Annotated in this window: 12 protein-coding genes; 9 read left to right on the forward strand and 3 right to left on the reverse strand. The window is 67.9% G+C overall.

Translation table 11 applies throughout. From position 1 onward, the window contains the following. Positions 1 to 23: 23 nt before the first annotated feature. A complete protein-coding gene (locus AC5RUK_RS05310; RefSeq protein WP_494107467.1) occupies positions 24 to 767 on the reverse strand; it encodes an alpha/beta fold hydrolase in 744 nt (247 codons plus the stop codon). A 173-nt stretch (positions 768 to 940) separates the two neighbouring features. Between AC5RUK_RS05310 and AC5RUK_RS05315 the strand changes: the two genes are divergently transcribed. The 4 genes from AC5RUK_RS05315 (at position 941) to AC5RUK_RS05330 (ending at position 5289) form a co-directional block, all read left to right on the forward strand. Next, positions 941 to 2056 carry a FecCD family ABC transporter permease gene (locus tag AC5RUK_RS05315; protein WP_494151589.1) on the forward strand — a complete coding sequence of 372 codons (1116 nt, stop codon included), beginning with the start codon at positions 941 to 943 and terminating at the stop codon, positions 2054 to 2056. Between the two features lie 227 nt (positions 2057 to 2283). Further along, positions 2284 to 3270, forward strand: coding sequence for a FecCD family ABC transporter permease (locus AC5RUK_RS05320; protein WP_494151909.1), 987 nt, complete (start codon positions 2284 to 2286; stop codon positions 3268 to 3270). Next, positions 3271 to 4140 (forward strand): ABC transporter ATP-binding protein, encoded by an 870-nt coding sequence (locus AC5RUK_RS05325; RefSeq protein WP_494151590.1) that lies wholly within the window; start codon positions 3271 to 3273, stop codon positions 4138 to 4140. It abuts the gene before it with no gap. A gap of 99 nt (positions 4141 to 4239) precedes the next feature. Then, positions 4240 to 5289, forward strand: coding sequence for a siderophore-interacting protein (locus AC5RUK_RS05330; protein ID WP_494151591.1), 1050 nt, complete (start codon positions 4240 to 4242; stop codon positions 5287 to 5289). Positions 5290 to 5502: 213 nt separating this feature from the next. On the opposite strand, the gene AC5RUK_RS05335 is transcribed toward AC5RUK_RS05330, so the two are convergent. Beyond that, positions 5503 to 6891, reverse strand: coding sequence for an aspartate aminotransferase family protein (locus tag AC5RUK_RS05335; RefSeq protein WP_494151910.1), 1389 nt, complete (start codon positions 6889 to 6891; stop codon positions 5503 to 5505). Between the two features lie 74 nt (positions 6892 to 6965). Next, positions 6966 to 7460: an Lrp/AsnC family transcriptional regulator gene (locus tag AC5RUK_RS05340; protein WP_493989620.1), complete on the reverse strand. Its 495-nt coding sequence runs from the start codon at positions 7458 to 7460 to the stop codon at positions 6966 to 6968. 369 nt (positions 7461 to 7829) lie between these two features. Here AC5RUK_RS05340 and AC5RUK_RS05345 point away from each other — a divergent pair, with 369 nt between their 5' ends. The 5 genes from AC5RUK_RS05345 to AC5RUK_RS05365 are packed head-to-tail and all read left to right on the forward strand — an operon-like array spanning position 7830 to position 13348. Beyond that, positions 7830 to 9053: an ABC transporter substrate-binding protein gene (locus tag AC5RUK_RS05345; protein WP_494151592.1), complete on the forward strand. Its 1224-nt coding sequence runs from the start codon at positions 7830 to 7832 to the stop codon at positions 9051 to 9053. Continuing rightward, entirely contained in the window at positions 9053 to 10216 is a 1164-nt protein-coding gene (locus AC5RUK_RS05350; protein ID WP_494151593.1) for an ABC transporter ATP-binding protein, read from the forward strand. Before AC5RUK_RS05345 ends, AC5RUK_RS05350 begins: the two co-directional genes overlap by 1 nt. Beyond that, positions 10216 to 11151, forward strand: a complete 936-nt coding sequence (locus AC5RUK_RS05355) for an ABC transporter permease (RefSeq protein WP_494151594.1) — start codon at positions 10216 to 10218, stop codon at positions 11149 to 11151. The genes AC5RUK_RS05350 and AC5RUK_RS05355 overlap by 1 nt, the downstream gene beginning before the upstream one ends. An 11-nt stretch (positions 11152 to 11162) precedes the next feature. Then, entirely contained in the window at positions 11163 to 11960 is a 798-nt protein-coding gene (locus tag AC5RUK_RS05360) for an ABC transporter permease (RefSeq protein WP_494151595.1), read from the forward strand. 32 nt (positions 11961 to 11992) lie between these two features. Beyond that, entirely contained in the window at positions 11993 to 13348 is a 1356-nt protein-coding gene (locus AC5RUK_RS05365; protein ID WP_494151596.1) for a transaminase, read from the forward strand. Positions 13349 to 13370: the final 22 nt, after the last annotated feature.

The following is a 13370-nucleotide window of genomic DNA, read 5'->3' on the forward strand; positions in this document are numbered from 1 at the left end:
GACCTTGGGCGCGGCGGCTTGGGTCAGGCGCGGTGCTCGGCGGACGCCGCGTGCCGCAGGAGCGCGGCGGCGCAGGCGGCAGGCTGCTCCCAGTGCACCATGTGCCCGGCATCCTGCACGGCTTCGTGGTGCCAGTGCGGGTGCCGGGCCAGGAAGTCCGCGACCGCGGCGGGCGGCCGGGTGGGATCCCGCGTGCCGGTCAGTACCAGGGTGGGCGCGGCCACCAGCTCCGCGACCCCGGGTGCGGCGCCGGCCAGCCCCGCGGGAAGGCTCCGGCGCACGACGTCGGGGTGCCGCCTGAAGGGGGCCCGGAATGTTTCGCGGTCCGCACCCTGCGGTTCGCTGCCGCCTCGGAACCAGGCCCCGATGAGCTCATCGGCCGCAGCAAGGTCCTCCTCGGGGCGGGCCGGCTTCCGACCGAACAGGCGGCTGAGCCTGTCGACGGTTGCCGCCGACGGCGCCACCGGAACCATCCCCACCAAGGTCAGCGACGTCGTCGTCCGCGGGAAGCGTGCCGCGATGGTGGCGGCGATGTTCCCGCCCAGGGAGTGCCCGACCCAGTGCACCGGCCCGCTGCCGAAGCGGTCGACCAGGGCCGCGGCGGCGTTCTCGACGGTCCAGTCGAAGCCGGCGGGCAGGCCGCCGCCGTAACCGGGAAGGTCCGGGGCCGCGACGTCGCGGCCGCCGGCGGAGAGCCGGGCGGCCAGCGGCTTCCAGTAGCCGGCGGAGCAGGCCCAGCCGTGCAGCAGGACGATCGGAGGCGTCATGGCTCGATTATGCCCGGCGGGCCGGGCGTTCGCCGATGCCGCGGAGGTCGCGGGCCGTCCCGGAGCCGTGGGTGCGGCACGGGGGCAAATAGGGCAAGAAATCGTTTCTTATTCCCAGCGAAGATAGGTTAGCCTTACTTGAGTCGCTTTTTCGGGCCCGAGGGGGTATGCGCATGCCAGCTGATCTGGCGGCAACGGCGCCTTCCCATCCGGCGTCCGGACATCCCGCCGGCCGCGCGTCGGGCAGCGCCAACGGAACCGGCAAGCCGTCCTCCACCGCTCCCGGTACGCGGCTCCCGCGCAGGGCGCTGGTGGGCATCCCGGCCGCCCTGGTGGTGCTGGCCCTGATCTGCTTTGCCTCGCTGTCCCTCGGGGCGCGCCCCATCAGCGTGGAGACGTTCATCCAGGCCTTCACCGCCTTCGACCCCGCCAACGGAGACCACGCCGTGGTCCACTCGCGCATCCCTCGGACCGTCACCGGACTGCTGGTGGGAGCGGCCTTGGGCGTCGCCGGCGCCGCGATGCAGGGCGTGGCGCGCAACCCGCTGGGCGATCCGGGCATCCTGGGCGTTAACGCCGGCGCCGCGCTCGCGGTGGTGGCGGGCATCTTCCTGTTCGGCGTGACCCAACTGTCCGGCTACGTCTGGTTCGCGTTCGCCGGTGCCGCGCTCGCCGCCGTGCTGGTCTACGGGGTGGCCAGCATGGGTCGGGAAGGCGCCACGCCGATCAAGCTGGCGCTGGCCGGCGCCGCGCTGTCCGCAGGGCTGAGCTCACTGATGTACTCGGTGCTGGTAACCAACCAGGACACCCTGGAGGGCTTCCGCTACTGGCAGGTGGGATCGGTGGCCGGCCGCGGCTGGGACTTGATCGGGCAGGTGGCCCCGTTCATCGCCGTCGGACTGGTCGTCACGCTGTTCACCGGAAGGATACTGAACAACCTGTCCCTGGGTGACGACGTTGCCCGCGGCCTGGGCCAAAAGGTGGGCCTGTCCCGCGCCCTGACAGCGCTAGGGGTGGTGGTCCTGTGCGGCGCGGCCACGGCCATCGCCGGCCCGATCGCCTTCGTGGGCCTGATCATTCCGCACATGGTCCGCGCGCTGACCGGACCCGACTACCGCTGGATCCTGCCCTACTCCATGGTGCTGGCCCCCGTGCTGCTGGTCGGTGCCGACGTGGCGGGCCGCTTCGTTGCGCCGCCGGGCGAGATCGAAGCCGGCATCACCACCGCGGTCATCGGCGCCCCCGTGTTCATCTGGCTGGTCCGGCGGCGGAAGGCGGCCGGGCTGTGAGCCGGCTGCATACCCCGCGCGGAAATCGCCCGGAATTGGCGCAGCAGGCGGCCGACTCCGCTCTGCCCCAGGCCCCGGATCGCCCAGGGCAGGGTTTGTCGTCGAGGGCAGGGTCTATAGAGGGTGCCCTCGAAGACATACCCCGCCCTCGCGAAGGCAGCGACAAGCGAGCCGCCGCTTCGGGCAGGGCCGGACGACGCAGCCGGCGGCGCGCGGTAACCGTCGGCATTCTGGCGGGCATCGTCGTCGTACTGTTTTTTGTCGACGTCCTGCTGGGCAGCTATACCGTGACCATTCCGGACTTCCTCCGGCTGCTGGGAGGGGAACAGATCCCCGGGGCCAGCTTCATCGTGATGGAGCACAAGCTGCCGCGGGCCGTGATCGGCGTGCTGGTCGGGCTCGCGTTCGGCCTGGCCGGCAGCATCTTCCAGACCATGCTGCGGAACCCGCTGGCCAGCCCGGACATCATCGGCATCAGCTACGGGGCGAGCGCCTCCGCCGTGACCGCGATCGTCGTGTTCGGCGCGGCCGGGGCGGCGGTCTCGGCCGCAGCCATGGCCGGTGCGCTGGTGGTGGCGGGGGGAATCTACGCGATTTCGTACCGCTCCACCACGGTGTCCGGGGCGGCCGGCTCGCGGCTGATCCTGGTGGGCATCGGCTTCGCGGCCGTGATGCAGGCCTTGGTCAGCTACCTGCTGACCCGCACGGACATCCGCACCGCCCAGGACGCGCTGGTCTGGCTGAACGGGTCGCTGAACTCCAGCAATTGGGACCGGGCGGGGGTGCTGGTGGCCGGCCTGGCCGCGCTGTTCGTCGCCGTGGCGCTGTTGGCGCGCAGCCTGCGCGGCCTGGAGATGGGCGACGACGCCGCTACGGCGCTGGGGGTCCGGGTGGGGCCGGCCCGCTTGGGCCTGATGGCTGTGGGCGTGTTGTTGGCGGCCGCCGCCACCGCGGCCGCAGGCCCGGTGGCGTTCATCGCGTTCCTGTCCGGGCCGATCGCCCGCCGGTTGCTGGGCGGTGCGGCATCGCTGCCGGCGGCCGCGCTGGTGGGCGCCCTGATCGTGCTGGCCGCCGACTTCGCCGCGGCGAACCTCATTCCGATGTATCTGACCGACGGCGCCTCGCTGCCGGTCGGGGTAGTGACGGGTGCGCTGGGCGCGCCGTTCCTGCTCTGGCTGCTGGTCAATACCAACCGCCGAGGCCAAGGAGGCTAAGTGCGAACGCTCGAATCCCGCGACCTCACGCTGGCATACGACCAGCGCACCGTGGTGCAGGATCTCACCGTCCGGCTGCCTGAGGGCAAGGTGACGATCATTGTCGGGGCGAACGCCTGCGGCAAGTCGACGCTGCTGCGTGGACTGGCTCGGCTGCTCAAGCCGGTTGCCGGGTCCGTGCTGCTGGACGGCAAGGACATCCACTGGCAGTCCACCCGCGAGGTCGCGAAGGTGCTGGGCCTGCTCCCGCAAAGCCCGGCGGCCCCGGACGGCATCACGGTGGCGGAACTGGTGGGCCGCGGCCGGTACCCGCACCAGGGCTGGTTCCGGCAGTGGACCCGCGAGGACGACGACGCCGTGGACGCGGCTCTGACGGCCACCGACACCTTGGAGCTGGGCGACCGGAACGTGGACGAACTCTCCGGTGGCCAGCGCCAGCGGGTGTGGATTGCGATGGCGCTCGCGCAGGAGACCGATGTGCTGCTGCTGGATGAGCCGACCACTTTCCTGGACGTGTCGCACCAGGTGGAGGTGCTGGACCTGATCACTGACTTGAATCGGCGCCGTGGCACCTCGGTGGCCATCGTGCTGCACGACCTGAACCTGGCCGCCCGTTACGCCGACCAACTCGTGGCGATGAAGGGGGGCCAGGTGGTGGCCGAGGGCGCACCGGCCGACGTGGTCACCGAGGAGCTGGTGCAGACGGTGTTCGGACTGGAATCACGGGTGATCCCGGACCCGGTGTCCGGAACGCCGATGGTGGTTCCGGTGGGCCGCCACCACTGCGAGGCCTCCGCCCCGGCTGGAGAACCAGCCGCCGCGCCGGTCCTCTCCACGGCGGACCTCGAGCACAAAGAACCCGCGGCGTGAGCGGCGCCGGACGGCGTCACCGACTGCCCGCACAGGCCCCTGCTGCGCTGAAGGGACCCGCCGGCGCAGCCGATGGAACAACATGGAGAACGGAGCACGATGACCGCCGTAGCAACTGAGACATCCGCCGTAGTGCCCGTGCTGGCCTTCGGCGTCGCCGTCGCCCGGGTAGAGGACCTCTCGCCGAGCTACCGGCGGGTCACGTTTTCCGGGGAGTCACTCCGCCGTTTCGGCGTGGACGGGCCCACGCTGGATCTGCGGATCAAGGTGATGATCCCGTCCACCGGCCCCGACGGACATACGCTGCCGCTGCCGGCATTCGGCGGCCCCGTGCCCGCGGCCAACCCCGGATCCACGGCCACCCAGGGAGCCACGGCGGTCACCACCGGCACCGCGGTGGAACTGGGCGGCGGCTGGTACCAGCAATGGCTGGCCATGGACCCGGCCCGACGCGGCTCCATGCGCACCTATACCGTCCGCGGATTCCGGCCGGCGGAAGGCGGCCGGGGCGCGGAACTGGACGTGGACTTTGTGCTGCATTTCGACGCCGAGGGAAAGGGCGGCCCGGCGTCGTGCTGGGCGGCCGCTGCCGCCCCGGGCGACGAGGTCACCATCATTGGGCCGAACGCCGCCGCGGCCAATTGCGCGACGGCCAAGAGCTACGGCGGCATTGAGTGGCGTCCCGGGCTGGCTTCGCACGTGCTGCTCGCCGGCGACGAAACCGCCGTTCCCGCCATCGCGGCCATTCTGGAAAGCCTCCCGGAGCACATGACGGGCCACGCCGTGCTCGAGGTTCCCGACCCGGCGGATTTCCAGGACATCCGGACTGCGGCGGACGTGCAGATCTCCTGGCTGGCGCGGGCCGGCCGCCCCCACGGCGAGTTGCTGGACGAGGCGGTGCGCGCCGCCGTCGTTGTGCCCGGAGCAGGCCTGGCCCCGGCCACGGGGGAGGACCCCGAAGACGTGGATATCGACCAGGTGATCCTGTGGGAAACCACCGCAGGTTCCACCCGGCCCTTCTATGCGTGGATTGCCGGGGAGGCGGCGGTCATCCGCGGGCTGCGCCGCTACCTGGTGCGGGACGTGGGAGTGGACCGCAAACAGGTGGCGTTCATGGGCTATTGGCGTGCCGGTAAGGCCGAACTGTAGGGGTTCCGTACCGGCCCGTCCTCCATCGCGGCGCACTTGGCTGCCGGGGACATGAGAGTCGGTGAACGTGCCCGTTGGTCGCCACTGGCCGAACGGCGCGCGTGGCTGCGGCAGGTCCGCGGCGAAGCCGGATGAAGGCGGCGGGTGCCCTGCCCGGCCACCCGCCGCCTTGCCGTCCCGGGGATAAGCTCCCTCCACCGGGGGTCCTGCCGGTCAGAGGTGGTTCATCCCCTCCATGAGGACGGAGCGCAGGATCTGCTCGATCTGGTCGAATTCGCGCCGGCCGATGGTCAGCGGCGGAGCCAGTTGGACCACGGGATCGCCCCGGTCGTCGGCGCGGCAGTACAAGCCGGCGTCGAACAGCGCGTTGGACAGGTAGCCGCGCAGCAGGTGCTCCGACTCCTCGTCGTTGAACGTCTCCTTGGTGGCCTTGTCCTTGACCAGTTCGATCCCGTAGAAATAGCCCTCGCCGCGGACATCGCCGACGATCGGCAGGTCCAGCAGCTTTTCCAGCGTCTTGCGGAAGGCCGGGGCGTTCTCCTTCACGTGGTTGTTCAGGCCCTCGCGTTCGAAGATGTCCAGGTTGGCCATGGCAACGGCGGCCGAGACCGGGTGCCCGCCGAAGGTGTAGCCGTGGTAGAACGTCGTGTCGCCGTGCTTGAACGGTTCGAACAGGCGGTCGGAAGCGATCATCGCGCCGATCGGTGAGTAGCCGCTGGTCATGCCCTTGGCGCAGGTGATCATGTCCGGCACGTAGTCGAAGTCGGTGGAGGCGAACATCGAACCGATCCGGCCGAACGCGCAGATGACTTCGTCGGAGACCAGCAGAACGTCGTACTCGTCGCAGATTTCGCGCACCCGCTCGAAGTACCCGGGCGGCGGCGGGAAACAGCCGCCGGAGTTCTGCACCGGTTCCAGGAACACGGCGGCAACGGTGTCCGGGCCCTCGAACTCGATGGCTTCGCCGATCCGGTCCGCCGCCCAGCGGCCGAAGGCCTTCGGGTCTTCCAAGCCCGCCGGGGCGCGGTACTGGTTGGTGTTGGGAACGCGGAAAGCGCCCGGCACCAGCGGTTCGAAGGGTGCCTTCATGTCCGGGATGCCGGTGATCGACAGCGCTCCCTGCGGGGTGCCGTGATAGGCGACGGCGCGGGAAATCACCTTGGTCTTGTTGGGCTTGCCCTGCAGCTTGAAGTACTGCTTGGCCAGCTTCCACGCAGATTCCACGGCTTCGCCACCGCCGGTGGTGAAGAAGACCCGGTTCAGATCGCCCGGGGCATGGTGGGCCAGGCGTTCGGCCAGCTCGATGGCCGCCGGGTGGGCATAGGACCACAGCGGCATGAAGGCCAGTTCCCTGGCCTGCCGTGCGGCGGCCTGCGCGAGTTCCTCGCGGCCGTGGCCCACCTGGACCACGAAGAGCCCCGCGAGACCGTCGATGTATTCGCGGCCCTGGTCGTCGTAGATGAGATGGCCTTCGCCGCGGGTAATCACCGGTACGTTGCCGCCGGCAACCAGCGGTGAGTGGCGGGCCATGTGCATCCAGAGGTGGTCGCGGGCCGCCTGCTGGCGGTCCGTTCCCATCGGAGTGGTGTAGGTCCGGCGCATCGGGGCGACGGTCGTCGTGCCGGCGGGCGTGCCTTGGCCCGGGATGCTGGTGCTTGGCGATGCGGATGTCTGTGTCATCGGGTTCCCCAGTTGTATTCCTGCTTGCGCAGAGAGAGGTACATGAATGTTTCGGTGCTCAGGACACCGGGAATGCCGCGGATCTGGTTCACCAGCCGCAACAAATCCTGGTCGTTTTCGCAAATGACTTCGGCCAGAATGTCGAACGAGCCCGCGGTGACCAGGCAGTAGTCCACCTGGTCCAGTTCGGCGATCTTGTCCGACACTTCCAGCAGGTCGGCAGCGGTCTTGATGCCCAGCATGGCCTGCCGCGCAAAGCCCAGCTGCAATGGATCGGTCACCGCGACGATCTGTACGATGCCGGAGTCGATCAGCTTCTGCACGCGCTGCCTGACGGCTGCTTCGGAGAGCCCGACAGCCTTGCCGATCGCGGCGTAGGAGCGCCGGCCGTCTTCCTGCAGTTGCTCGATGATGGCCTTGGAGACCTGGTCAACCGCAGGGCTGTGCCCGTTGCCGATGGGGCCGTGGCCGGCGCTGGGCAGCAAGGTCAAGCGTATCCACCTCCTAAGCGAATACCCGCCACCGGCAGGATTGCTGACTATTGAATCCGTTGTCGGGGAAGAGCGCAAGTGCTGATTTCGAAAAGATTAGCCGCAGCGGCTATCGATATACGAAGACCTTGAGGCTACTATCTGTTGTGAAGCAGCTCACAGCAGCTTTTTGGCGCGGCCGTTTCGTCCGCCGGGTGCATACTTCGCGGGTGTGCCCGTTTGCGAGGGGGCAATCGGCGTTCAGGAAGCGGGCTTGCTTCGGATTTCGTCGTGTAACCAAAAATTTACAACTGAAACTATTGTCGGGGTCTCCGCCGTCTGCAATTATCGACGCACCAGCGAGGTCCGATCCGTCAACAGGAGCACCAGATGCCGAAACGACTACCTGAAGACCCACGCCTGCGACGCCTGGTCGCTGCGCAAATGTCCCGCCGCAACGTCCTCATGGGCGCCGGCGGACTGACTTTGGCCGGCCTGCTCGCTGCGTGTGGCACGGGCGGCACGGGCGGCTCGTCGAACACCGGCTCGGCAGGCGCGCTGTCCCCGGCGGAAGACCTGTCTGACCAGGAAAAGGAAGTGAACTGGGCCAACTGGACCCTGTACCTGGACTATGACGACTCCACCCAGACCTACCCGTCGCTGGAGGCCTTCACGAAGCAAACCGGGATCCAGGCCAACTATTCCGAGGACATCGACGGAAACGACACGTACTTCGGGAAAATCCAGGGCCAACTCGCCGCCGGGCAGGACATCGGACAGGACATCATCACGCTCACCGACTGGATGGCGGCACGCCTGATCCGGCTCGGCTACACGCAGGAACTCGACCACGCGAACATACCCAACGCGGCCAACCTGTTGGAAACCCTGAAGAACGTGGACTTCGATCCGGACCGGAAGAACTCCCTGACCTGGCAGTCCGGATACGCGGGCATTGCCTGGAACAAGGAAGCGGTCCCGGGCGGGCTGCGGACGGTATCCGACTTGTGGAAGCCCGAGCTCAAGGGACGCGTGGAAGTGCTCGACGAGATGCGCGACACCATGGGCTTGCTCATGCTGGAGAACGGCGTGGACATTTCCGGCGACTGGGGCACGAGCGAATACGACGCTGCGCTGGAGGTCCTGCAAAAGCGGATCGCCGACGGCCAGATCCGCCAGGTCAAGGGCAACTCCTACAAGGAAGACCTGATCTCCGGCGACGCGCTGGCAGTGATCTGCTGGTCGGGCGACATCACGCAGCTGAATTTCGAAGAGGGCGACAAGTGGCAATTCGCGCTCCCGGAAGCCGGCGGAACCCTGTGGTCGGACAACCTGCTGGTGCCGATCGGCTCGCCGCACAAGAAGAACGCGGAGGCGCTGATGGACTTCTACTACGATCCGGAAAACGCGGCGACCGTCGCGGCCTACGTGAACTACATCTGCCCGGTGCAGGGGGCCAAGGAAGCCATGGAGAAGATCGATCCGGAACTGGTCGACAATCCGCTGATCTTCCCGACGGACGAAGACCTGGCCAAGGTCAAGGTCTTCCGCAGCCTGGAGGCCGATGAGGAAACCGATTTCGGCAACCGTTTCCAGCAGGCGATCGGCAACTGATGACCCAGGCACCACTGAGGACAGAGCACGCCAACGCCATCGGCGCAGACAGCGGCGCGGATCTGGTACTGGCGTCCGTGACCAAGCGGTTCGGCGACTTCGTGGCCGTCGATGCCCTGGACCTGACCATTCCGGCGGGCCAGTTCTTCGCCCTGCTCGGCCCCTCCGGCTGCGGCAAAACCACCACCCTGCGGATGGTAGCCGGGCTGGAACAGCCGACGTCGGGGAGCATCAGCATTGGCGGCAAGGCCATCAGCAACACCAGCCCGCATCAGCGGCCGGTTAACACGGTGTTCCAGAACTATGCCCTGTTTCCGCACATGAGCGTGCTGGACAATGTGGCGTTCGGGCTGCGCCGGCGCAAGGTCCGCGACGCCCAGGAGCAGGCGAAGAAGGCGCTGGAGCTGGTGGAGCTGGCGCACCTGGCCACACGCCGGCCGGCCCAGCTCTCCGGCGGGCAGCAGCAGCGGGTGGCGCTGGCGCGGGCGATCGTCAACCAGCCGGCGGTCCTGCTGCTGGATGAACCGCTGGGCGCACTGGACATGAAGCTGCGTCGGCAGATGCAGGTGGAACTGAAGAAAATCCAGACCGAGGTGGGACTGACCTTTGTCCACGTCACCCACGACCAGGAGGAAGCCATGACCATGGCGGACACCGTGGCCGTCATGAACGCCGGCAGGGTGGAGCAGATGGGTGCGCCCCGGGAACTGTATGAGTTGCCGCGCACCGTCTTCGTGGCCAACTTCCTGGGCAAATCCAACCTGGTCGCCGGTGAGATTATCGAGGACCGGGGCGACGCCGTCGTCGTCAATGCCAATGGCAACCGGCTGGCCGTGCTCAAGGAGCGCGCGACGGTGCACCGGGGCAAGGCGCTGATCGGCATCCGCCCGGAGAAGCTGAAGATGATGTGGCCGAACGATGCGCCGGCCGAGGCAGCCAACATCCTGCGCGGCACGGTGCTGGACACCTCGTTCACCGGGGTCAGCACCGAGTACCTGGTTGAGGTCGCCGGGGTCGGCACGGTAGGCGTCTTCAGCCAAAACCACGGCCAGCAGCTGGCGCAGCCGGGCGACGCCGTGGTGCTCAGCTGGGACACGGAACACGCCTTCGGCCTGGACGGCGACGAGGAACCGCAATACGGGGCGCCCGAGGACGGTGACTGATGAGTTCCCTGGCCACCGCGGACAAGCCACCCGCTCCGGATAAGGGACGCGGCAGCGACGAGCTCAAGGAGGAACGCCGCCGGGGGCGGATGGGCTACTGGCTGATCCTGCCGGGTTTCTTCTTCCTGCTGCTGTTCTTCGTGCTCCCGGTGTTCTCGCTGCTGGCGACCTCGCTCTACACGAAGCCGCCGGGGGCCGACATCGGCCAATTCGTCCCGGCGCTGGAATTCAACAACTACGTGCGGACGCTGGGCAGTTACTGGCCGGAGCTGCTGCGTTCCTTCGGCTTCGCACTGGTCGCCACTGCCGCTGCACTGCTGATCGGCTATCCGATGGCCTATCTCATTGCGGTCAGGCTGCGCGGTCGCGGCCTGCTGCGGGGCATCCTGCTGGTGCTGATCATCGCGCCGTTCTTCACCAGCTTCATCCTGCGCACCCAGGCCTGGAAACAGATCCTTGCCGACGAGGGCCCGGTAGTCGCCGTGCTCAGGACGTTTGCCTTGCTCCCGGAGGACGGGCGGCTCACGGCCACCGCCTTCGCCGTGGTCTGCGGCCTGACCTACAACTTCCTGCCCTTCATGACGCTGCCCATCTACGCGAACCTGGAACGGCTGGACACCCGGCTGATCGAGGCCGGCAATGACCTCTACGCGAACGGCTTCACCACGTTCAGGACGGTCACGCTGCCGCTGTCGATGCCCGGGGTGATGGCCGGAACGTTGCTCACGTTCATTCCGGCTGCCGGCGACTACATCAATGCCTCGCTGCTGGGCAACAACCAGAACACCACCATGATCGGCCAGGTCGTCGACTCCCGGTTCTTCCGCGTCGTCGACTATCCGGGCGCTTCGGCACTGTCCTTTGTGCTGATGCTCGCCATCCTCGCCCTGGTCTTCATCTACGTCCGCCGTTTCGGCACCAAAGAACTCCTGTAGGGGGCTCTGACGTGAAAAACTCCTTCGGCCGCTGGCTGGTCCCTGTGTTCGGCGGACTGGCATTCGTCTTCCTGCTGGTCCCGATCGCCTACGTCTTCGTGTTCTCCTTTAACGACGCCGGGCGCACCAACCTCACCTGGCGCGCCTTTACCTGGGACAACTGGGCCAACCCGTGCGGCGCCCCGGCAGTCTGCCAGGCGCTGGGCAACAGCCTCCAGATCGGCGCGGTCGCCACGTTGATCGCCGTCCTGCTGGGCACGGCCATTGCCATCGGGCTGGTCCGCTACCGGTTCCGCTTCAATTCCACCGCCAACATGCTGATTTTCCTCCCGCTGGCCACTCCGGAAGTGGTCCTCGGCGCCTCGCTGCTGGCGCAGTTTCTGAACGTGGGCGCGGAACTGGGCAAGGGCACCATCATCATCGCCCACACCGTTTTCTGCATCTCGTTCGTCGTGGTCACGGTTAAGGCCCGGGTGTCCAGCCTCGACCCGAAGCTGGAGGAGGCAGCGGCGGACCTCTATGCCTCCCCGATGCAGGCTTTCTGGCGGGTCACCTTCCCGCTGCTGCTGCCGGGGATCGTGGCTGCAGCCCTGCTGAGCTTCGCGATCAGCTTCGACGACTTCATCATTACCAACTTCAACTCCGGCAACGTGGATACCTTCCCGAAGTTCATCTACGTGGCCGCCACCCGCGGCATTCCCGCCCAGGCCAATGTGATCGGCTCGGCGATGTTCATCATTGCGCTGCTGATCGTCATCGGCGGGCAGCTCCTCGCCCACCGCCGCGCCAAGATGTTGGCGGCACGCTGACCGCCGCCCGGCTTGCTGACCAGGAGTACTTCATGATCGACCGGAACCGGCTGGCAGTGCTCTTCGCCCGCGAACTGCAGGACTTTGAGGCGAAGCATCCCCAGTCCAAGGCACTGTACGACGGCGCCTCCCACCTTTTCGGGAAAGTGCCGATGACGTGGATGAACAAGAAGCCGGGCGGCTTCCCCCTCTATCTGGCGCGGGCCCGCGGCTGCCGGGTGTGGGACGTGGACGGTCTCGAATACGTGGACTTCGCGCTGGGCGACACCGGCGCCATGGCCGGGCACTCCCCGGAGCCCACCGTCGAGGCGATGATCCGGCGTGCCGCCGACGACGGCGGACTGGCCACCATGCTGCCCACCGCGGACGCGGAGTGGGTGGGGGCTGAGCTCGCCCGCCGGTTCGGGGTGGAGCGCTGGAGCTTCTCGCTCACCGCCACCGATGCCAACAGGTGGGCCATCCGGCTGGTCCGCGCCCTGACCGGCCGGAGCAAGATCTTGTTCAATCCGTACTGCTACCACGGGTCGGTCGACGAATCGCTGATCCTGGCCGGACCCGACGGCGAGGGGATGAACCGCCCGGGCAACGTCGGGGCGCCGGTGGACGTCACGGAGACCAGCAGGGTGGCGGAGTTCAACGATCTTGAGGCTCTGGAGCGCCAGTTGGCCCACGGAGACGTGGCGGCGGTGCTGATGGAACCGGCGCTGACCAACATCGGCATCGTGCTGCCCGAACCGGGCTACCTGGACGGCGTGCGGGAACTGACCCGCCGGCACGGCACGCTGCTGATCATCGACGAAACGCACACCTTCTCCGCCGGCCCGGGCGGGGCGACCGCGGCGTGGGGGCTCGAGCCGGACGTGGTGGTGATCGGCAAATCGATCGGCGGCGGCATCCCCTGCGGTGCCTACGGGCTCAGCGCCGAACTGGCCGAGCGGGCACTGGGCCGGACCGACCTGGATCTGGTGGACATGGGCGGTGTGGGCGGCACCCTGGCCGGAAACCCGCTGTCCGTCGCCGCCATGCGGGCCACGCTCGAACATGTGCTGACGGATGAGGCCTTCGCCACCATGACCGCGCGTGCCACGGAGTTCGCCGACGGCGTGCAGCGGGTGATCGATACGTATTCGCTGCCGTGGTCGGTGTCCCGGTTGGGTGCGCGTGCCGAATACCGTTTCGCCAACCCGGCCCCCCGGAACGGCACGGAGTCGGCGGCCAGCCACGACGGCGGGTTGGAAGACTTCCTGCATTTGTACCTGGCCAATCGCGGCATCCTGCTCACTCCGTTCCACAACATGGCCCTGATGTGCCCGCAAACCACCAGCGCCGACGTCGAACGGCACCACGAGGTCTTCGAAGAAGCCGTCCGGGAGCTGACGGGCCGCTGAGGCGGCCGCGCTGGGCCGTCGG

This window comes from Arthrobacter sp. Y3223065, from assembly GCF_059090885.1.

Coding starts and splice junctions, on each gene's coding strand:
- AC5RUK_RS05355 (WP_494151594.1), top strand. CDS start 10,216: ATGAGTTCCCTGGCCACCGCGGACAAGCCACCCGCTCCGGATAAGGGA.
- AC5RUK_RS05365 (WP_494151596.1), top strand. CDS start 11,993: ATGATCGACCGGAACCGGCTGGCAGTGCTCTTCGCCCGCGAACTGCAG.
- AC5RUK_RS05310 (WP_494107467.1), bottom strand. CDS start 767: ATGACGCCTCCGATCGTCCTGCTGCACGGCTGGGCCTGCTCCGCCGGC.
- AC5RUK_RS05345 (WP_494151592.1), top strand. CDS start 7,830: ATGCCGAAACGACTACCTGAAGACCCACGCCTGCGACGCCTGGTCGCT.
- AC5RUK_RS05315 (WP_494151589.1), top strand. CDS start 941: ATGCCAGCTGATCTGGCGGCAACGGCGCCTTCCCATCCGGCGTCCGGA.
- AC5RUK_RS05330 (WP_494151591.1), top strand. CDS start 4,240: ATGACCGCCGTAGCAACTGAGACATCCGCCGTAGTGCCCGTGCTGGCC.
- AC5RUK_RS05350 (WP_494151593.1), top strand. CDS start 9,053: ATGACCCAGGCACCACTGAGGACAGAGCACGCCAACGCCATCGGCGCA.
- AC5RUK_RS05335 (WP_494151910.1), bottom strand. CDS start 6,891: ATGCGCCGGACCTACACCACTCCGATGGGAACGGACCGCCAGCAGGCG.